General features: G+C 63.4%; 19 protein-coding genes. 12 read left to right on the top strand and 7 right to left on the bottom strand.

The genetic code is table 11. The annotated features are described in order from the left end of the window. The first annotated feature begins 133 nt into the window (after positions 1-133). A complete protein-coding gene (locus Q0603_RS10505; RefSeq protein WP_298725359.1) occupies positions 134-526 on the top strand; it encodes a nuclear transport factor 2 family protein in 393 nt (130 codons plus the stop codon). Between the two features lie 4 nt (positions 527-530). Here the strand turns inward: Q0603_RS10505 and Q0603_RS10500 are convergent, their stop codons facing one another. Beyond that, positions 531-1,769 (bottom strand): MFS transporter, encoded by a 1,239-nt coding sequence (locus Q0603_RS10500; RefSeq protein ID WP_298725357.1) that lies wholly within the window; start codon positions 1,767-1,769, stop codon positions 531-533. 159 nt (positions 1,770-1,928) lie between these two features. Beyond that, the gene (gene ruvX, locus Q0603_RS10495; protein WP_298725356.1) at positions 1,929-2,477 is read right to left on the bottom strand and encodes a Holliday junction resolvase RuvX; all 549 of its coding nucleotides are present in this window, start codon (positions 2,475-2,477) and stop codon (positions 1,929-1,931) included. Positions 2,478-2,555: 78 nt separating this feature from the next. Between ruvX and gatC the strand changes: the two genes are divergently transcribed. The 5 genes from gatC to Q0603_RS10470 all read left to right on the top strand — a co-directional run bounded on the left by gatC (position 2,556) and on the right by Q0603_RS10470 (position 8,062). Beyond that, a complete protein-coding gene (gatC, locus tag Q0603_RS10490; protein ID WP_298725354.1) occupies positions 2,556-2,843 on the top strand; it encodes an Asp-tRNA(Asn)/Glu-tRNA(Gln) amidotransferase subunit GatC in 288 nt (95 codons plus the stop codon). Next, positions 2,843-4,321 carry an Asp-tRNA(Asn)/Glu-tRNA(Gln) amidotransferase subunit GatA gene (gene gatA / locus Q0603_RS10485; RefSeq protein ID WP_298725352.1) on the top strand — a complete coding sequence of 493 codons (1,479 nt, stop codon included), beginning with the start codon at positions 2,843-2,845 and terminating at the stop codon, positions 4,319-4,321. Before gatC ends, gatA begins: the two co-directional genes overlap by 1 nt. A 1-nt stretch (position 4,322) precedes the next feature. Beyond that, positions 4,323-5,783 carry an Asp-tRNA(Asn)/Glu-tRNA(Gln) amidotransferase subunit GatB gene (gatB, locus tag Q0603_RS10480; protein WP_298725351.1) on the top strand — a complete coding sequence of 487 codons (1,461 nt, stop codon included), beginning with the start codon at positions 4,323-4,325 and terminating at the stop codon, positions 5,781-5,783. A 167-nt stretch (positions 5,784-5,950) separates the two neighbouring features. Continuing rightward, complete coding sequence (locus Q0603_RS10475; RefSeq protein ID WP_298725349.1) at positions 5,951-6,496, top strand: DUF6655 family protein; 546 nt, start codon at positions 5,951-5,953, stop codon at positions 6,494-6,496. A 120-nt stretch (positions 6,497-6,616) separates the two neighbouring features. Further along, positions 6,617-8,062, top strand: a complete 1,446-nt coding sequence (locus Q0603_RS10470; RefSeq protein ID WP_298725347.1) for a hypothetical protein — start codon at positions 6,617-6,619, stop codon at positions 8,060-8,062. Positions 8,063-8,065: 3 nt separating this feature from the next. Here the strand turns inward: Q0603_RS10470 and Q0603_RS10465 are convergent, their stop codons facing one another. The 3 genes from Q0603_RS10465 to Q0603_RS10455 all read right to left on the bottom strand — a co-directional run bounded on the left by Q0603_RS10465 (position 8,066) and on the right by Q0603_RS10455 (position 9,802). Then, on the bottom strand, positions 8,066-8,512 hold the full coding sequence (locus Q0603_RS10465; RefSeq protein WP_298725345.1) for a CBS domain-containing protein: 447 nt from the start codon (positions 8,510-8,512) through the stop codon (positions 8,066-8,068). Between the two features lie 188 nt (positions 8,513-8,700). Further along, on the bottom strand, positions 8,701-9,135 hold the full coding sequence (locus Q0603_RS10460; protein ID WP_298725343.1) for a cytochrome c: 435 nt from the start codon (positions 9,133-9,135) through the stop codon (positions 8,701-8,703). Between the two features lie 49 nt (positions 9,136-9,184). Beyond that, the gene (locus Q0603_RS10455) at positions 9,185-9,802 is read right to left on the bottom strand and encodes a cupredoxin family protein (RefSeq protein WP_298725554.1); all 618 of its coding nucleotides are present in this window, start codon (positions 9,800-9,802) and stop codon (positions 9,185-9,187) included. A 233-nt stretch (positions 9,803-10,035) separates the two neighbouring features. On the opposite strand from Q0603_RS10455, the gene Q0603_RS10450 reads away from it, so the two are divergent. Beyond that, the gene (locus tag Q0603_RS10450; RefSeq protein ID WP_298725341.1) at positions 10,036-10,407 is read left to right on the top strand and encodes a hypothetical protein; all 372 of its coding nucleotides are present in this window, start codon (positions 10,036-10,038) and stop codon (positions 10,405-10,407) included. A gap of 28 nt (positions 10,408-10,435) precedes the next feature. Here Q0603_RS10450 and Q0603_RS10445 read toward each other — a convergent pair whose 3' ends face one another. After that, positions 10,436-11,749, bottom strand: coding sequence for a flagellar hook-basal body complex protein (locus Q0603_RS10445; protein WP_298725340.1), 1,314 nt, complete (start codon positions 11,747-11,749; stop codon positions 10,436-10,438). 201 nt (positions 11,750-11,950) lie between these two features. Between Q0603_RS10445 and Q0603_RS10440 the strand changes: the two genes are divergently transcribed. The 3 genes from Q0603_RS10440 (at position 11,951) to Q0603_RS10430 (ending at position 16,736) form a co-directional block, all read left to right on the top strand. Further along, entirely contained in the window at positions 11,951-14,194 is a 2,244-nt protein-coding gene (locus tag Q0603_RS10440; RefSeq protein WP_298725339.1) for a PAS domain-containing sensor histidine kinase, read from the top strand. Positions 14,195-14,226: 32 nt separating this feature from the next. Beyond that, positions 14,227-15,141: an NAD(P)-dependent oxidoreductase gene (locus Q0603_RS10435; RefSeq protein ID WP_298725337.1), complete on the top strand. Its 915-nt coding sequence runs from the start codon at positions 14,227-14,229 to the stop codon at positions 15,139-15,141. Between the two features lie 134 nt (positions 15,142-15,275). Then, positions 15,276-16,736: a D-aminoacylase gene (locus Q0603_RS10430; RefSeq protein WP_298725335.1), complete on the top strand. Its 1,461-nt coding sequence runs from the start codon at positions 15,276-15,278 to the stop codon at positions 16,734-16,736. A 160-nt stretch (positions 16,737-16,896) separates the two neighbouring features. Here Q0603_RS10430 and Q0603_RS10425 read toward each other — a convergent pair whose 3' ends face one another. Next, positions 16,897-17,334 (bottom strand): DUF4383 domain-containing protein, encoded by a 438-nt coding sequence (locus Q0603_RS10425; protein ID WP_298725333.1) that lies wholly within the window; start codon positions 17,332-17,334, stop codon positions 16,897-16,899. A gap of 130 nt (positions 17,335-17,464) precedes the next feature. Here Q0603_RS10425 and Q0603_RS10420 point away from each other — a divergent pair, with 130 nt between their 5' ends. Then, on the top strand, positions 17,465-18,352 hold the full coding sequence (locus Q0603_RS10420) for an alpha/beta hydrolase (RefSeq protein ID WP_298725331.1): 888 nt from the start codon (positions 17,465-17,467) through the stop codon (positions 18,350-18,352). A gap of 92 nt (positions 18,353-18,444) precedes the next feature. Next, entirely contained in the window at positions 18,445-18,771 is a 327-nt protein-coding gene (locus Q0603_RS10415; RefSeq protein ID WP_298725329.1) for a YnfA family protein, read from the top strand. The last annotated feature ends 230 nt before the right edge of the window (positions 18,772-19,001 follow it).

The raw sequence follows: 19,001 nt of genomic DNA, 5'->3' as shown, positions 1-19,001 counted from the left end.
CGCGCCGGAGCACTCCATTTTACAATGTTGTGCGGAAGGCCGCCGTTTCCAGGCGGTAATCGCGCAGGCCTGGCCGGATGCTTGACCGGCTTTACCGGCGCTGGTCTTCTGCCCGCATCATGGAGGAAACATCATGGGTAATATGAGCAACCCGCAGATCGACGCGATCCTGTCGGTGGTCCAGGTCTATCTGGACGGCCTTTACGAAGGCGATGTGGAGAAGCTGCGGCAGGCCTTCCATCCGGCGGCGCATCTGTTTTCATCGACCGAAGGTACGCTGGTCGATATCCCGCGCGAGCAATGGTGCGAACTGATCGCAAGCCGCCCCTCGCCGAAATCGAAAAATCAGACGCGTGAATACGAACGCATTCTGTCGGTCGATCTTACCGGGCCGAACACGGCGATGGTCAAGCTGAATTGCGCCATTCCGCCTAAGCTGTTCACCGACTATCTCAGCCTGATCAAGCTCGACGGCCGCTGGCAGGTCATCAACAAGACCTTCCACTTCGACCTGTTGCCGGCCTGAGGATTCAGGCTGCCGCGGGGCTGGCCGATTTCCGCCGGATCGCAACGGCGGTCAGCGTGGTCAGCCCCAGCATACCTGCGACGAACCACAGCACGCGGTCCGGCATGCCGTGATCGAGCAGCAGGCCGATCACCGGCGGCGCCAGGGCCGAACCGGCATCGAGGCCGGAATAAACAAAGCCGAACACCCGGCCAGAGGCGCCCTTGGGCGCCGCGCCGCGCACGATCAGGTCGCGTGACGGCGTCGTGAAGCCCTGCAGGAAACCAGCGCCGGCAATCGCGCCGACCAGCAGGAAGCTCGGCAGGTCAAAATTGGCAACCAGCAGCATCGTCGCAGCCGCGCCCAGCAGGCCGGAGATGACGATCACCTCCAGCTTCAGGCCCCAGTCCGCGGCAAAGCCGCCGACCATCACGCCGAGTGACGCGCCGAGCAGGAAGGCGGTCAGCGCCGTGGTGGCGAGCGCCAGCGGCGTGCCATAGAGCGCATCCAGCGTGGCGGGCAGGAAGTTCTGCACGCCGATCAGCGCAAAGGACAGCAGCAGGAAATAGGCAAAGCACATCACCACCGGCATGGTCAACAAAGGCCCCAGCGCCGCTGTCTTCTCGCCGGCCTTCACGGCGGCGCGGCGTGCCGCACCTGCATCTTCCTTCAGCAGGTCGCGGTTGAGCAGCACCGCCGCCAGGATGGCATAGCCGATCAGCGCGGCGACAATCGGCGCTGCGCGCCAGCCGAGCAAAGCGGCGCCGCCCGCCATCAGCACCGGCGCCAGCGCCCAGCCGAGATTGCCGCCCAGGGTATGCGTGCCATAGGCGCGTCCGAGCCGCTTCTGATCGACCGAGGCATTCAGGATCGAAAAATCGGCCGGATGGAAAACGGAATTGCCGATGCCCGCCATCACCGCGACCGGCAGCAGCATCCAGAAGCTTGGCACCAGACCGTAAAGCAGGATCGCGGTGCAGAAGATCGCCAGGCCGCCGATCAGCACGTTGCGCGCCCCGATCCGGTCCACCAGGAAACCGGCCGGCGTCTGCAGCACGCCCGAAGTCACGTAGAACAGCGTCATCACCAGGCCGAGCTGCGTGTAGCTGACCGCGAAGGCATCCTTCAGGAAGGGAAACAGCGGCGGCAGGACGAGCTGGAAGAAATGGCTGCAGCCATGCGCGATGCCGATCAGCGCCATCACCTTGAGGTCGCGATTGGCGGGAGCGGCGGGCTGGCCGGCGGGAATGGCGAAATCGGTCATGACTTCCCTGCGAGACTGTCTGGGCGTCCGGGTTCATTGTCCGGCTGTGCCGCCGGTAGTTGGCGGCATCAAACCTAACAGATAATCCGGGTACGGGCAGCCCTAAAACCGGCCGGAGTAACCGGCCAGTTATCGCGTCAGCTATCGAGTATTGGGCGGTTATCGCGGGTCGGACTGCGCCGTCAGCCAGTCCAGATAAGCCTGCAGGATGTAGCTCGCGGCCAGCTTGTCCACCAGTTCGGCGCGGCGGGCGCGGCTGAGATCGGCTTCGTCCGTCATCATGCGCTGCACCGCCATGGTGCTCATCCGCTCGTCCCACAGCGCGATGGGCACGGGCAGGTGCTGCGCGATGTTGCGGGCAAAGGCGCGGGCGGCCTGGCAGCGCGGGCCTTCGCTGCCGTCCATGTTCACCGGCAGGCCCAACACCAAGGCGGCAACGCCTTCCTTCTGCGCGATCCGAACCAGCTCGGCTGCGTCATCCTTGAATTTGCGACGCTGGATGGTGGCATAGGGGCTGGCGATCCGGTGCCCGGCATCCGACAGCGCCAGGCCGATCGTCTTGGTGCCCAGGTCCAGGCCCAGATAGCGCTGCCCCGGCTGCAGTCGCACGGGGCCGTGCGCCGGGCGGAAGCGGGCGGGCTGCGGCGCGGTTTCCGGCGGCGTGCCGGCCGGCTTTTCAGGGGGTGAGTCAGGGTTGCCGGGGGGCATGCCGGGTGATACTTTCCGCCGCTATTTCAAGGGGATTCGCCCCATACTATAGCGGACTCAGTCAAGAACGGACAGCGCATGTCATTGGATAGAACAGCAGTGGCCAAGATCGCCAAGCTGGCCCGGCTCAAGATGGAGCCGGAGCGGCTGGACGCGATGACCTCGGAGTTGAACCGGATTCTCTCCTTTGTCGAGGAACTGCAAGCTGTTAATACGGAAAACGTCGAACCGATGACCTCGGTCATGCCAATGAAGCTGCGCATGCGCGATGACGTCGTCACCGACGGCGGCAACGCCGAAGCCGTGCTGAAGAATGCCCCGCAGCGCCAGGGCGATTTCTACACTGTTCCGAAGGTGGTCGAGTAATGAGCATCGATCCCGCCACCCTGACGATTGCCTCGGCCCTGGAAGGCCTGGCGAAGAAGGAATTCACCTCGGTCGAGCTGACGGAGGCCTGCATCGAGGCGATGCAGGCGGCCAAGCCGCTGAACGCCATGATCACCGAGACGCCGGACAAGGCCCGCGAAATGGCCAAGGCCTCGGATGCGCGGCGCGCCAAGGGCGAAGCGGGCCTGCTGGACGGCATTCCGCTCGCCATCAAGGATCTGTTCTGCACCGAGGGCGTGCTGACCACGGCGGCCAGCCACATTCTGGACGGCTTCCACCCGACCTATGAAAGCACTGCGACGGCCAATCTCTGGAAGGCCGGCGCGGTGATGCTGGGCAAGCTGAACCTCGACGAATTCGCCATGGGTTCGTCGAACGAGACCAGCTACTACGGCCCGGTGATTAATCCCTGGCGCGGCAAGAACGGCGAGAAGCTGGTGCCGGGCGGCTCGTCAGGCGGCTCGGCTGCTGCGGTTGCCGCAGGCTTTGCTCTGGGCGTCACCGGCACCGATACCGGCGGCTCGATCCGCCAGCCTGCGGCGCTCTGCGGCATCACCGGCATCAAGCCGACCTACGGCCGCGTTTCGCGTTGGGGCATCGTCGCCTTTGCATCCTCACTCGATCAGGCCGGTCCGATGACCCGCACCGTGCGAGATTCCGCGCTGATGCTGCAGGCCATGGCGGGCTTCGATCCGAAGGACAGCACCTCGGTCGACCTGCCGGTGCCGGACTACCTCGCCAATCTCGAAGGCGGCGTGAAGGGCCTGCGCATCGGCATTCCGCGCGAATACCGAATGGACGGCATGGACCGCGAGATCGAGGCGCTGTGGGAGCAGGGCAAGGCTTGGCTGAAGGAAGCCGGCGCCGAGATCGTCGATATTCACCTGCCGCATACCCATTACGCGCTGCCGGCCTATTACATCGTCGCGCCGGCGGAAGCATCCTCCAACCTCGCGCGCTACGACGGCGTCCGCTACGGCCTGCGCGTGCCGGGCAAGGACCTGATCGAGATGTACGAGAACACCCGCGGCGAAGGTTTTGGCCGCGAGGTACAGCGCCGCATCATGATCGGCACCTACGTGCTCTCAGCGGGCTATTACGATGCCTATTACACCAAGGCGCAGAAGGTGCGGACGCTGATCAAGAAGGACTTCGAGCAGGCCTTCCAGCGCGTCGATGCCATCCTGACGCCGACCGCGCCGAATGCGGCTTTCCCGCTCGGCGCCAAGACCGACGATCCGGTGACCATGTATCTGAACGACGTCTTCACCGTCCCGGTCAATCTGGCCGGCCTGCCGGGCCTGTCGGTGCCGGCCGGCCTGAACGGCGATGGCCTGCCGCTTGGTTTGCAGCTCATCGGCAAACCCTTTGACGAGGCGATGCTATTGCGCGTCGGCCGCACGCTGGAGAAGGCGGCGAACTTTACCGCACGCCCCCAGGCGTGGTGGAGGCAGTAAGATGGCTGAGAAGGATTACATCCAGGGTGCGACCGGTCCGTGGGAAGTCGTCATCGGCATGGAGGTCCATGCCCAGGTCACTTCCAAGGCCAAGCTCTTTTCCGGCGCGGCGACCGCTTTCGGCGCCGAGCCGAACCACCAGGTCAGCCTCGTCGACGCGGCGATGCCCGGCATGCTGCCGGTGATCAACAGATATTGCGTCGAGCAGGCGGTGCGCACGGGCCTTGGCCTGAAGGCGCAGATCAACCTGCATTCGGTGTTCGACCGCAAGAACTACTTCTACGCCGACCTGCCGCAGGGCTATCAGATCAGCCAGTACAAGCAGCCGATCGTCGGCGCGGGCAAGCTGATCCTCGACATGCCGGATGGCAGCACGCGCGAGATCGGTATTACCCGCCTGCATCTGGAGCAGGATGCGGGCAAGAGCCTGCATGACCAGAGCCCGCGCGAGAGCTTCATCGACCTCAACCGCTCTGGCGTCGCGCTGATGGAGATCGTCTCCGAGCCCGACATGCGTAACGCGGAAGAGGCGGGGCTTTACCTGAAGAAGCTGCGCACCATCCTGCGCTATCTCGGCACCTGCGACGGCAACATGGAGGAAGGCTCCATGCGCGCCGACGTCAACGTCTCGGTCCGCCGCCCCGGTGAGCCGTTCGGCACGCGCTGCGAGATCAAGAACGTCAATTCGGTGCGTTTCGTGCAGCAAGCCATCGAATACGAGGCGCGCCGCCAGATTGAGATCCTCGAAGACGGCGGCAAGATTGATCAGGAAACCCGCCTGTTCGACACCAGCAAGGGCATCACGCGGTCCATGCGCTCCAAGGAAGAGGCGCATGACTACCGCTACTTCCCCGATCCGGACCTGCTGCCGCTGGAACTGGATCCGGCCTGGGTCGAGCAGATCCGCAAGTCGCTGCCTGAGCTGCCGGATGAGAAAAAGGCGCGCTTCATTGAGAAGCTGGGCCTGAGCCCCTATGACGCCAGCGTGCTGGTGGCGGAGAAAGAGTCTGCCGATTTCTACGAGGCGGTTGCCAAGGGCCGCGACGGCAAGCTCTGCGCCAACTGGGTAATCACCGAGTATTTCGGCGCGCTGAACAAGTCGGGCAAGTCGATGGCGGAATTCACCATCACGCCCGAGAAGCTTGGCGGCCTGATCGACCTGATCGCCGATAACACGATCTCCAACCGCTTGGCCAAGGATGTCTTCGCCCTGATGGTGGAAACCGGCAAGGATGCCGCGACCATCGTGGAAGAGAAGGGCATGAAGCAGGTGACCGACACCGGCGCGATCGAGAAGGTGATCGACGAGGTGATGGCGGCCAATGCCGACAAGGTGGCCGAGTATCGTGCGGGCAAGGAGAAGCTGTTTGGCTTCTTCGTCGGCCAGACGATGAAGGCCTCGGGCGGCAAGGCCAATCCGGCCGCGGTCAACGAGCTGCTGAAGAAGAAGCTCGCGGGCTGACCGCTCAAAAACATAGAACAGAGAAGGGGGCCGGCCGCACAACGACCGGCCTTTTTTCTGTCACTTTTCTGCAGGATTAGGAAACATCATCTGAAAGGTTACTGATGCGCCGCGGCTCTGTCCTGTCTGCCACGCTGATCTGTTTGTTGCTTGCGGCCTGCTCAAGCATGCGGGAAAGCGAACCCGAACGCACAGCCACCGAGCAGCTGCTGTTCTCAACTGCGGCTGAGCGCGCCGCTGACAAGCTCGCCTTCAACATCCCCCTGGGTACGAAGGTCTTTGTTGATGCGTCCTATGTCGAAGGCGTCGACAGCAAGTATCTCATCAGCGCCTTGCGCGACCGCATCTTGCGCCGGGGCGGCGAACTGGTCGCATCGCGGGATGCGGCGGATATTGTCATCGAGCCGCGCGTTGGCGCGATCTCTCTGGACCGCAAGAAGACGCTGTTCGGCATCCCCGATTACGGCATTCCGATCCCGCTCGCGGGCGAGGTGAACACGCCCGAAATCGCGCTGTTTAAGCGCGACAAGCGGCAGGGCGTGATCAAGGTCGCGGCGACGAACTACAACGCCAAGACCGGCAAGCTGATCGAATCGCTTGAGCCGGTTTACGGCTTCTCGCACCGCACCGAGTGGGCTGCCCTGGTTCTCTTCAACTGGGAGAGCAACGACCTGGTGCCCGAACCCGAAAATGACAATTGGGTGGGGAAATAGGCCGTTCGTCATGCTGGCGCAGGTAGAATATTGGTAACTGCGCAAAGCCGGACATTGCGGCGATAGCGGAATACGGGTCATCCTCAGTGTACTGTCAATTTTGCCCGTTTTCTGCCTCCCATGTTTTGCCAAACCGAGGCTGAAGCCTTTGCAGATTCAGCGCGCGATCTGATCTTCCAGGTCGCCCGTCCTTATCTCGAACGCCAAGCTATCACGACGGTCGAGTTGATCTACGATCCGGCGCGGCATCGCCTGCTGCTGGATGACGGCGCGCGCTTCCAGGAAATTCTGCAGCGCATCGCGCTCTTGCAAGGCCAGCGCAACAGGCGCCCCGTCAACGAGCGCATGCACGAACTGACCGCGCTGGCCGAGGCCGGGATGCAGCGCATTGCCGACTGGGCGGAGGCTCTGCCATCTGTGGCCAATGCGGACCAAGCTCTGCGAGACGGCCTGCTGGCGGATGACTCGATGGATGGACAGGTGAGGGCAGGAATTACCCTCAGCCGCCTGCTGCGCCTCAACGAGGATTGGAGCGCACGAGCATTGCTCTGCCTAGACCTGATCGAAGCAGGCGTGCAGGGCGCCAGCCGCGCCATGATCGACCAGACCCTGGCCGAAATGCTGCGGATGAAGGCCGCGGCAGCCAGCCTGTTCGGCGACATCAACCGCCGCCGGATGATCGAGATCTGTCTCTATCTGGCGGGTGAGGATCGTGCGGTCGAGGTCGGCCCGGCGTTGACCCGGCTGCGGCAATCTTTGCCGCTGCCGCATTGCCAGGCGGCCATCCGCGAGCGCCTGACCGAAATGCTCAACGGCACGTTGCCGCTTTTCCATGCTGAGCCGCATCATGAATGGCAGGCCTTGCAGGATCTGAAGCAGCGGATTGCAGCCTTATCGCCGCTCGCGGAGGAAGCCATCTTCAGCCAGTTGCACCGCCGTTTCGGCCGCTTCGTAGCGCCCGAGCAGTTGAACCCGGTTCTGGCGGTGCAGCCCGACATCGCCCACAAACTGCTTTTCCTGATGCGCCTTTATCACGACGTCATCGACGGCAATGCCCGTTTCGAACTGCTCGGCGTGTTTAACCATTATCTGGAGCATCGCGATTTCAAATCGCAGTTCCTGGGGCCGCAGGCGGCGCGGGAGGATTTTGCCGATCTGGTCCGCGAGATTTCCGAACTCGTGGCGAAGGCCGACATCGTCGAGCAGCGCAAGACGCGTCTGCTTGCCCTGTTCCGCGATCAGCTCATCAAGGTGGTGAAGCCGGCCGGGCGCCGCTTGGGGCAGCGCGGCCTCGGCGGGCCGAACGATGTTGTCGAGGTGAGCGGGGTCAGGATGCACCTGCATAACTGGAGCATGTCAGGGCTGCTGTTCGGCCCGTGCCCCGGTGGCGTGGAAGTGGGCGATCATCTGCCGATCAAGGTCGTGATCCGCAACCCCGTCCTGGCGCTTGACTTCGACGCCGAGGCCGTGGTGTTGCGGATCACCGATGATCTTGTGGCCGCGCGCTACAAGCTGAACGACGCCGAGACGTTGGAGCGCGTGAGAGCCTATTTCGCGGCCGCCTGAATATTACCGGATGCCGGCCATGCTCTGGCTATGCTGGCCGCCAGGCGTTGAGACTTTGCGGATCGTTTCCGCAGCCTGACGGCTGTTGCCGTCGGTTGCGATATCACCCAGCGAGATGATGCCCACAAGGCGCTTCTCGCGGTTGACCACCGGCAGGCGGCGGACCTGAATCTCGCCCATATTCTTGGCGACATGGCCCAAGGCTTCGTCGTCATAGCAGTATTTCACGTCCGCGCTCATCACATCGCGCACCTTGGTATCGGGCGAACATTTCTTCGCCACGCCGCGCACCGCAATGTCGCGGTCCGTGACCATGCCGACCAGTCTGTCGTTTTCGCCAACCGGCAGGCTGCCGGCATCGATCTCAGCCATGATCTGCGCTGCTTCGGCAATCGTCTGATCGGGGCTGACGGTGCGTACGTCACGGCTCATCGCTTCGCTGACTTTCATCGCGTTCTCCTGTGGCAGTGTGGGGGTGAAGCAGCCGATCTGCGACTGCAGCGACATCCGTCGCGCTTACCGAAGCTATCTAGTCGGTATTACGTACCCTACAAGGCGTGAGAACACGGGAATGAAAGATATTCGCTTCTACTGCAGCGATTGATGCAGTGCGAGGGTAATTTTTTCGAGAAGTGTTATCAGCGGATTCCGTTGACTTCCTGCACTTCACGCACGAAGCGAATGATCGCTGGAATATCGTCCTGCTTGACTTGCGGCTGCGGCGGCATATTGCCGAAATTCCAGTGATGCTGCCGTGATCCTCGCGTGATTGCAAAGAAGAATGCGGCATCGCCATGATGCGACGGCTCATAGATCTTGTGAATGAGAGGCGGGCCGCTCTGACTGCCCTGGCCCCAGTCGCCATGGCATTGCTGGCAATACTGCTCGAACGCGGCTTTCCCGCGCTGCGCTTCGGCGCTTAAGCGTTGCGGCTGAGTGACCGGGACTTCCGCGCCATGCGCAGTATCGAGTCCCGCAATCATGACGGCTGTGACAAATAGCGCAGCGAAAAAATGCAGATTCACTGTCATACTCAGTCCACATCGAGCGGCAAGTTGCACTGTGGTGATCATCGTCACGCTTTGCTGAGGCCGGCGATCTGGCCGGCAGGCTTGCGATGAACTAGATGTGAGATGCAGCCGGACATCCGTCCGGCCGCCAGCACCTCCCCCGGCCGCAAGAACCGAAGGACCCAGTGGCCAAGCGGCGCGGAGGGAGGTGTCCCGGCCGGCCGTCATTTTTTATGGTGCGGTCCGGCAGAGGCCGTAGCCAGGACATCCAATTCCCAGCCCCGATTGCCGCGATCTTACTGACCGCTTCGTGCATGTCCAGCGGCGTGGTACGTCTTCCCGACGCCGTTACGTCAGCGGACTTGTCCGCCATGCCGGTCGGCATATGCCCATGAATGAGGCAGGCGAAGTCGAAACTGCCTGTTTTGGTAAAGGTCCATATCAGCGTCTTGCTGCCTCCGGGCGCGACGGTGACCGCATTTGGATCGTCATTCTGCATCTCCCGATGCTCCTCCATCAGTGCCCGGTGCACCAGCAGCTCCTCCCAGGTGCCGAGCGTTATTTCATGCGACAGCGCGCCGACATTCTTCACCACGAAGCGGATCGTCTCGCCTTGTTTCACAGTGATGGTCTTGGGCTGGAAGTGCATCTCGTCGCTCATGGTGACGACGATGGTGCGCGCCTTCGCCTTGGAATCGTCCGGCTGGCCCGGGGCTGCGGCATGGCCGATGTAATGGCCGCCTGAATGGTCATGTGCGTGGTCATGGTCCGGAGCCTGCCAAAGTGATGGGCGCCGCGGCGAGGGAAGCCGTGCGGCTGACAGCGAAGGCGAGGCTGAGCAGGCGCAATCCTTGGGTCATTGGCATCGTCTACCGCCTTCCAGCATGGGAAGGTCAAGCCAAGGGAGACGAGATTGCCACAGCGCCGGTATGCTAAAATCCGCGGCGGAATCGAGGGACCGGCATGAACCTGATGGAAGCCACCATATTCGCCATTCTGATCAGCACGCCGCCGGGCAACATGCCTTACGGCTGCAGGCTGACCGACAATGTCAAGGAGGCAATCTGCACCAACGGGCTGGTGATCCGCGAATTTGCCGACGGCACGCTGGAATACAATGCAAAGATCCGCGTCTCCAAGAACCGCCGCCGCGAGCTGATCTTCTCGAACGGCATCACCGCCAATTTCGATAGTTTCGGCTGGCTGCAATTTTCCAACGGCTATGCGGTGCGCCGCGTGGAAGGCGACATCTTCCGCGTGGCGCAACCACAGGGGCCGGAACTGACCTGCCGCTATTCGGTGCCGGTGGCGACCACGCGCTGCACGCCGAGCTAGGCTGTATGCGAGGCGAGAGGCCAGCCGCTTAGCGCTTCATGTCGATGGCGCGGGACATCATCTCGTCGGTCGCGGTCAGCACCTGGCCGTTCATCGAATAGGCCCGCTGTGCCACGATCAGCCGGGTCATCTGCTCGCTGACATCCACGTTCGACTGCTCGAGCGCTCCGGCGACCAGATCGCCGACACCGGCTTTGTTGTTGACGTCGCCCGGAAGGCCGAAGGTGACGCGGCCGGAATTGCGGGTCTCAACGAAAGCCGTGCCGTCCACGCGGTCGAGGCGGTCGGGCTCAGGGAAATTCGCCAGCAGAAGCTGGCCGCCAATGCGGCTGCGGCCATTGGTGTAATTGTAGATAATGTTGCCGTCCTCATCGAAGGAGACGCTGCTGAAGTCGCCGCCCACCAAGCCGTTCTGGAACAGGTTGAGATTGGTGATCTCGCTCACCTGGCTGGAGAACTGGGTCAGGCCGCTCGACTCGTTGAAGTCGAATCCGCCACCGAAGGTGCCAAGGTCCAGCGTGATCGCCTGGGCGCCTGCGCCGAAATCGGCGCTGAAGGCAACCGTGGCCGCGCCGTTGCCGCTGACCTCAAGGCTCGGATCGGTGCTGCTCATGCTCGCCAGCACGCCATTGGCAAAGGTCACGGCAACCGGGCCGAAGCTCTTCGGCGTGCCGCCGGGCGTGTTGATCGTCATGTTCCAGCTATCGTCGCCGGTCTTCTCCCAGACCACCTGGAAACTTTGCTCGATGCTGTTGGCGTCGACGATGCCAATGCCGGTGCTATAGGTACGGCCGATCTGCGCGGAGGCAGGAAGGTTGGCCTTGTAGTTGACCAGCGAGGTGGGATCCGCCGGGATCGGGCTGTCATCCACCACGAAATCCCGCGGCGTGTTGCCGCCCGGTGCCGCCGCCTGCAGGTAATAGCCGGCGGAATTGACCAGCCGGTTCGAGATGTCGAGTTTGAAATCGCCCAGGCGGGTGTAATAGGTCGAGCTTTCGAAGCCGGTCGGCTCGCCGGTATTGCGGTCGATGCCGGTCGGCTTGGAGACGGGGATGAAACCGCTGCCGCTGATCGCGATAGAGGTGCTGCTGTTGTCGCGGATGATCGTGCCCTGGACGCGGTTGGCGAAATCGGCGATAGCGCGTACGCCCATGGACCGGTTGGAATCCATTACTGGGCTGTCGCCGATCACCTTGCTGCTCACCATGTCGGCGAACAGGGTATTGACCTCCTTGTAGCCAATCGCTGTCGAATTGGCGACGTTGTCGGAGATATGCCCGATTGCCGTGGCCTGGGCGATGATGCCCTGCACCGCAGTGCCCAGTGAGCCGAAAAAGGACATGGATCGCTCCTGTCGATAGATTCCGTCTGTCTGCGGCCCTTAGAAGCAAGCACCGTGCCGGTCAGCTTTTTGCCTGTAAGTTATTGTTATCGAAGGAACCTACTGCTAGGCTTGCGCCATCGCACCCGGCAAAAATTGCCGGTCGCTTCCCGCGGATGCGCCCGGTGGTCATAATGTGCCGGCACGCCGCCAAGGCCGGATATGCTGCAAGTTCCATTCATCTCTCAGCCGCAGACCAGCGATGACGCGCGGCTTTTCCTGTGGACCGGCGAGTTCCGCGACCGCCGGCAGGAGCGGCAGTATCACGACCATCGCACGGAGGCGGTCCGCTCGCTGCTGCGGGCCTGCGGTCTGGCGGCGACGATTGGCTTCTGCCTTCTCGTCGTCCGCGACTATCTGGTGCATGGCGTGGGTAACGTCTTCTACTGGAATGTCACGATCCGCAGCATCGGCCTGGTGATCGGCATCGTCTTCCAGATCATGGTGGCGCGCGCTCCCACCATCAACGCGCTGCATGCTGCTACCTTCGCCGGGATGATGGCGCTCACCACGCTGGTCTATCTCTCCTGGCTGGCCGGGCCGCCGACCGGGCTGAATACCAGCACTTTGGCTTTCGCGATCCTGCTGATCTACTACCTGCTGGTGCCGGCGCCCGCCTGGAGCATTCTCTTCAATGCCGCCTATCTGACGCTTGGCACGATCATGATGGGCGTCTTCCGGATTCAGCTCCCCGGGGAAACCGTCTTCGGCATGATCCTGATGCTGCTGGTCGGCAACGGGCTCGGCCTTGTCGGGATGCGGCAGTTCAAGCTGGAGCGCCGCCGCAATTTCCTCGCCCGCGAGGAGGCGAGGCGGGTTACTGAGGCGCTCACCCTGGCGCGGCAGGAAAACCGCCGCCGCAGCGAATATCAGGCCTGGGCGCTGGATGCCTTGCAGGTCGGCGTCCTGCTGGTCGATCCCGATGGCCGCCTGCATACCATCAACCGCCGTGCGGCCGAGCTGCTGGCGCTGCCGCCGAACGAGGTCAAGCCGGGAGACCCCTATGAGGCGCTGATCCGCTTCTTCGTCCAGCGCAAGGATTTCGGCGATCTCGACTACAGCGACTTCCGCTATCACATCGACCGCCTGCTGCGCGGCAAGGCGCATGTGGTTCCGGCGCGCCTGCACAGCACCGGCAGGGTGCTCGAATTCACCGCCGACCGGCTGCCCGACCGGTCGGTCGCTCTCACTATCTACGACGCCACCGAACGCTACGCGCTGCACCGCCGCCTGCGTCATGCGGTCGAGGTGGCCGGTGATGGCTTCGCCATTTATGACGCCAACGACCGCATCACCATCTGCTCCAGCCGCTTTGCCGCGCTTTACGGCCTTTCGGTCGATCAGATCATCGGCATGAGCTTCGAGGAGGTGATGGCGCGCGGCTATGAGCGCGGGATCTATAGCCGCGACGACCGCGCCGCTGGCTCGGCCGCCATCGCCAGCCTGACGCGGCGGCGGATATCCGAGCGCATGATCGAGATCCACACAATGGCCGGCGAATGGTTCCTGGTGCATGAACGCATCACGCCATCGGGCGACCTTGTGGTGGTGCGCGCCAATATCACGGCGCGGCGCCGCATGGAGGATGAACTGCGTCGCGCCAAGGAAGAGGCGGAACGCGCGCTGGCCGAATTGCGCGACGCGCAGGCCAATCTGGTCCTGGCCGAGAAGATGGCCTCACTGGGTTCGCTGGTCGCCGGCATGAGCCACGAGATCTCCACGCCGCTAGGCATCGGCGTTTCGGCCGCCTCGCATCTGGCTGAGGAGATCGGCAAGCTGGCGGAACAGTTCCGCGACGACACGCTCAAGCGCGCCGACCTGCAGGATTTCCTCGACAGCGCCGCCGAGGCGGTGCGCATCATGGAAAGCAACCTGGCCCGCGCGGCCAGGCTCATCCAGGCGTTCAAGCAGGTTTCCGCCGACCAGACCACCGACGAAATCCGCAGCTTTGAACTGGGCTCTTACCTGCGCGAGATCATGCTCAGCCTCGCGCCGGTCCTGCGCCGCAGCAACCATGAAGTCGAAATCGACTGCCCCAACGATCTGACGGTCCGCACGCGCCCAGGCGCGGTCGGCCAGATCATCACCAACCTGGTGATGAATGCCTTCCAGCATGCCTTCAATGACGACGAGGGCGGCCGTATCCGCATCCGCGTGATGCAGCCGCGCGAGGGCCGCGTCGCCATCGAGTTCAGCGACAACGGCCGCGGCATCGCCGAACGCGATCTGCCGCGCGTCTTCGACCCGTTCTTCACCACCAAGCGCGGCACTGGCGGCACGGGCCTGGGTCTGCATATTGTATATAATCTGGTCAGCCAGGTTCTCTGCGGCACCATTGCGGTCTCCAGCCGCGAGGGCGAGGGGACCCGGTTCACCATCAACTTCCCCCAGGATGTCAGGTCCTGAAAAACCACCGAACACGATAAGAGGAAGATCCCTTGCGCGCTGTCTTTGTCGATGCCAATCCCACTTTGGGAGATCTGGCCAAATCCCTCCGTCGCCCGGACGATCCACCGCTCACCGTCAACCACCAGCCCGATATCAAGCCCGAGCAGGTGCCTGCAGTGCTGGGCGATGCGGCGATCGCCTGGATCGATCACACCTATCTGCCGACCGACATTGCCCGCCAGTGCAAGGGGCTGAAGCATGTGGTGTTTCTCGGCACCGGCGCGCGCAGCTACATGAATCCGGAAGAGCTGGCCGAGCTCGGCATCAGCGTGCATCTGATCAAGGGTTATGGCGATACGGCCGTGGCGGAATGTTCCTTTGCGCTCATGTGGGCGGCGGCGAAAAGCCTGGCCCGCATGGATGGCGAGATGCGCCGCGGCAACTGGCTGCGCATGGACGGCGTGCAGCTTACCGGCAAGACCGTCGGCCTGATCGGCTATGGCGGCATCGGGGCGGAGATGGCGCGGCTTTGCGCCGGCGCCGGCATGAAGGTGCTGGCCTGGAACCGCAGCGCCAAGCAGGGTGTGTCCGGCGTGCAGTTTGTCGACATCGATACTTTGCTGGCGCAAAGCCATGTCGTCTCGCTGCACCTGCTGCTCAATGATGAGACCCGCGGCTTCCTTTCGGCTGAGCGCATTCGGAAGATGCGCCCCGGCGTTATCCTGGTGAACACCGCGCGCGGCGCTCTGGTCGACGAGGCGGCGATGATCGCGGCGCTCAAGTCCGGCCACATCGCCCATGCGGGCCTGGACGTGTTCCATGTCGAGCCGGTGCCGGCCGATCACGAGCTGCTCAAGCTGCCCAACGTGACGCTGTCGGCCCATTCCGCCTTCCGTACGCCGGAAGCCAGCGAGAACCTGATCAACGCAGCCCTGGAGCATAGCCGGCGCATCGCCGCCGGCTGATGCCATCTGCCGGTTCTGTCCGGCCCGCGTCCCGAACCGGGGCGTGGAAGGTGAGTTACCGTCCCCGCAAGGCGCTTGCATTGGCCCTCCGTGCCCCGAATAGTAGGGGCACGGACGATTTAGAGGACTAAAAAATGGCCCAGCGTTTCGACCTTCTGATCCGCAATGCGACCCTGATCGACGGCACCGGCGCGCTGCCGCGGAAGGGCGATCTCGGCGTCAACGGCGACCGCATTGTGGCGATGGGGGATCTCTCGGCGGCTTCTGCCGACCGCGAGATCGACGCCCAGGGCAAGGCGCTGGCGCCGGGCTTCATCGACGCTCATACGCATGACGACACCGTGGTGCTCTGCGGCCCGGAATGCGTGGTCCCGAAACTGTCTCAGGGCGTGACCACGGTGGTGATCGGCAATTGCGGCATCAGCCTCGCGCCGGTGAAGATGAACCGCCGTCCGCCCGCGCCGCTCGATCTGGTCGGCGATGCCGATGTCTGGCAGTACGAAAGCTTCGCCGCCTATGCCGAGCAGCTCCGCAAGACGCCGCCTGCGGTGAACACCTATGCGCTGATCGGCCATATGGTGCTGCGTTGCGAGGCGATGGATTTCGATCTCGACCGCCCGGCCACCGACAAGGAAGCCGAGCGCATGAAGACGCGGCTGGCCGAGGCGCTGAAGGAAGGCGCGTCGGGCTTCTCCACCGGCCTGTGGTATCCGCCCTCGCGCCATGCGCCGACCGATGAGGTGATCGCCGTGGCCGAAGCCCTGCGCGATTACGGCGGCCTGTATGTGACGCATATGCGCGACGAGGCCGATGGTGTCATCGACAGTATCGAAGAAACGCTGAAGATCGGCCGCGAAACCGGCTCGGCCGTGGTGATCAGCCACCACAAATGCACCATGCCGGAGAATTTCGGCCGCTCCACCGAAACGCTCGCCTATATCGAGAAGGCGATGCAGAAGCAGACGGTGAATTTCGACGTCTATCCTTACACCGCCAGCTCGACCGCTTTGCTGGTCGACCGCCTGCGCGACGACATGCCGGTGCAGATCGCCACCTCCGTACCGCATCCGGAGATGGCCGGCCGCATGCTCTCCGACATCGCCAAGGAATGGGGCACCGACATCCGCACGGCCGCCCAGCGCCTGCTGCCCGCCGGCGCGATCTATTTCATGATGGACGAAGCCGATGTCAGCCGCATCGTCGCGCATCCGCGCAGCATGATCGGCTCCGACGGCATCCCGTCCAACGACATGCCGCATCCGCGCCTGTGGGGAACCTTCCCGCGCGTGCTGGGCCATTACGCCCGCGATCTCGGCCTGATCAGCCTGGAAGCCGCCGTGCACAAGATGACCGGCCTGACCGCCAGCGTCTTCGGCATGGCCGACCGCGGCGTGCTGAAGGAGGGGGCCTTCGCCGACCTGGTTTTGTTCGACCCGGATACGGTGATCGACACCGCCACCTTCGCCGCGCCGAAGACGCCGGCCAAGGGCATCCTGGAAGTCTGGGTCAACGGCGTGTCGTCCTATGTGGGCGGCAAGGGCGTCACCGGCGAAAGCGCCGGCCGCCTGATCACTCGCCAGCCCCTTCCGGCCTGAATCGCCGGATCAAAAATTTGAGGCAGCCTCGCGTCAGCGAATGGGGTGGGCATAACGCGCGCAATATGCCCATACGCGCAACCATTCCAACCTCGCGCTCTACGATTACGACCGCCATACCATTCTGTTCGGGGTGCCGACGCGGTTCTAAATCAGGCCTTCACCGCGTCGCATCGGGCGGCAGCGGCTGGCGCTGCTTGCCGCGTCCGGTGACGGCGAAGGCGATGGCGATTACCGCCAGCACGAGATGCAGCCACACATCGGCGCCGTAGAGCGGCGCCATGCCGAACATTGTCTTCAGGCCCGAAGCCAGCCCCATGAAGAACAGGATCAGATAGACCGCGCCGGTGATGCAGGCATAGAACCAGGACAGCCGTAGGTCGCGCGACGCGATCAGGCCGCCAAGGCCAAACAGCACATGCACCAGATTATGCGCCGCGTTCACCGGGAAGATCCCGAGCAGCAGATGCACGTCATGCACCGGCGGCGAGCCTTCCGGCGAGGGGCCGCCCGGCTGGGTGATGCCCGGGATGAAGCCGGCAATGCCCACCGCCAGAAAGACGATGCCGTAGACCAGCGCAAAGACACGCGTATTCATGGAAACCCTCCGCCGTTTCTCCACATCGTCCCAGCAATTCACGGCGCCGCGCTCTGTTCCCTTTGTATCGGTGCTGCGGCTATGATCGGAACGCAAGCCAGCGGAACGATTGCTAGGGAAGAGGGAAGACATGGCCTTGTTCGAGGGTTTCACGCGCAAAACGGTCACGGTGGATGGCATCGAGATCAACGCCGTGATCGGCGGCTCCGGTCCGCCGGTTCTGCTGCTGCATGGCTTTCCGCAAAACCTCGCCATGTGGGCGCGTGTCGCGCCGGTTCTGGCGCAACGCTACACCGTGGTCTGCGCCGATCTGCGCGGCTACGGCGATTCGGCCAAGCCGCATTGCGCGCCTGACAAGTCCAACTACGCCTTCCGCGCGCTGGCCGCCGATCAGGTCGGCCTGATGCGCCAGCTCGGCTTTCCGCATTTCCATCTGATCGGCCATGACCGCGGCGGCCGCACGGCGCATCGCCTCACGCTCGATTACCCCGAGGCCGTGCAGTCGCTCACCGTAATGGACATCGTGCCGACTTATGCGATGTACATGGACCTCAACCGCGCGGTGGCGCAGGCCTACTGGCACTGGTTCTTCCTCGCCCAGCCCGAGCCGTTCCCCGAAACGATCATCGGCAGGGACCCGGATTTCTTCTACCAGACCTGCCTCGTCGGCTGGGGCTCATCTGCGCTTAGCGATTTCGATCCGGAGCTGCTGGCCGAGTATCGCCGCTGCTGGCGCGACCCGGCGATGATCCACGGCTCATGCTCGGACTACCGCGCAGCCGCCAGCATCGATCTGGAGCACGACGCCGCCGATATCGGGAAGAAGGTGGAATGCCCGGTGCTGGTCTTCTACGGAGCCAATGGCGCGATGGCGAAGATGTTCGACCTCGCCGCCGAATGGAAAAAGCGCTGCACGAATGTCACCGCCGCCTCGCTGCCCGGCGGCCATTTCTTTATCGACCAGTTCCCGAAGGAAACGGCGCAGCGTTTGCTCGATTTCCTGCAGCAGCAGGGCTGAAGAAAGAGAGCAACGCTGAAGAAGAGCGGGGCAGACCAGAAGAGCAGGGCAGGCCAGAAGAGCAAAACAGAAGGCAGCGCAGAGGCCGAGCGATGAAGACCTATCTCGTATACGCCGCCGCGGCTCTGGCCGAGATCGCCGGCTGCTTTTCCTTCTGGGCCTGGCTGCGGCTCGATAAATCGGCCTGGTGGCTGCTGCCCGGCATGGCCTCGCTCGCGCTGTTCGCCTATCTGCTCACCTTGGCCGAAGCCGCCGCCGCAGGCCGGGCCTATGCGGCCTATGGCGGTCTCTACATCGTGGCCTCGCTGTTCTGGCTTTGGATGATTGAGCACCGCATGCCCGACCGCTGGGATCTCACCGGCGCCGCGATCTGCTTGATCGGCAGCGGGATTATTCTATTGGGGCCGAGAGGTGCGTAGGCGAGAGGCCCGTCAACTATCAGACGCAGAAGCTTTTTGCCGTCAAGGACGAGGCCGCCGAGAGGCGGGTGGACATATGAAAGAAGCGGGCGAAAACGGGCGTGGCCTTGGCGCGGACTTGGCATCGCACTGGCCGGCAATCGTGCCGCTCTTGGCTGCCGCTTGCCCGCACCTGGCATGCAATTGGCTCGAATTGGCTGCAATCGGCTCGCAACTAAGCGCAGGCGGCA

Origin of the sequence: uncultured Ferrovibrio sp. (assembly GCF_937960835.1) — a bacterium.
Taxonomy (GTDB): domain Bacteria; phylum Pseudomonadota; class Alphaproteobacteria; order Ferrovibrionales; family Ferrovibrionaceae; genus Ferrovibrio.
This window is presented reverse-complemented; position numbering and strand designations above follow the sequence as displayed.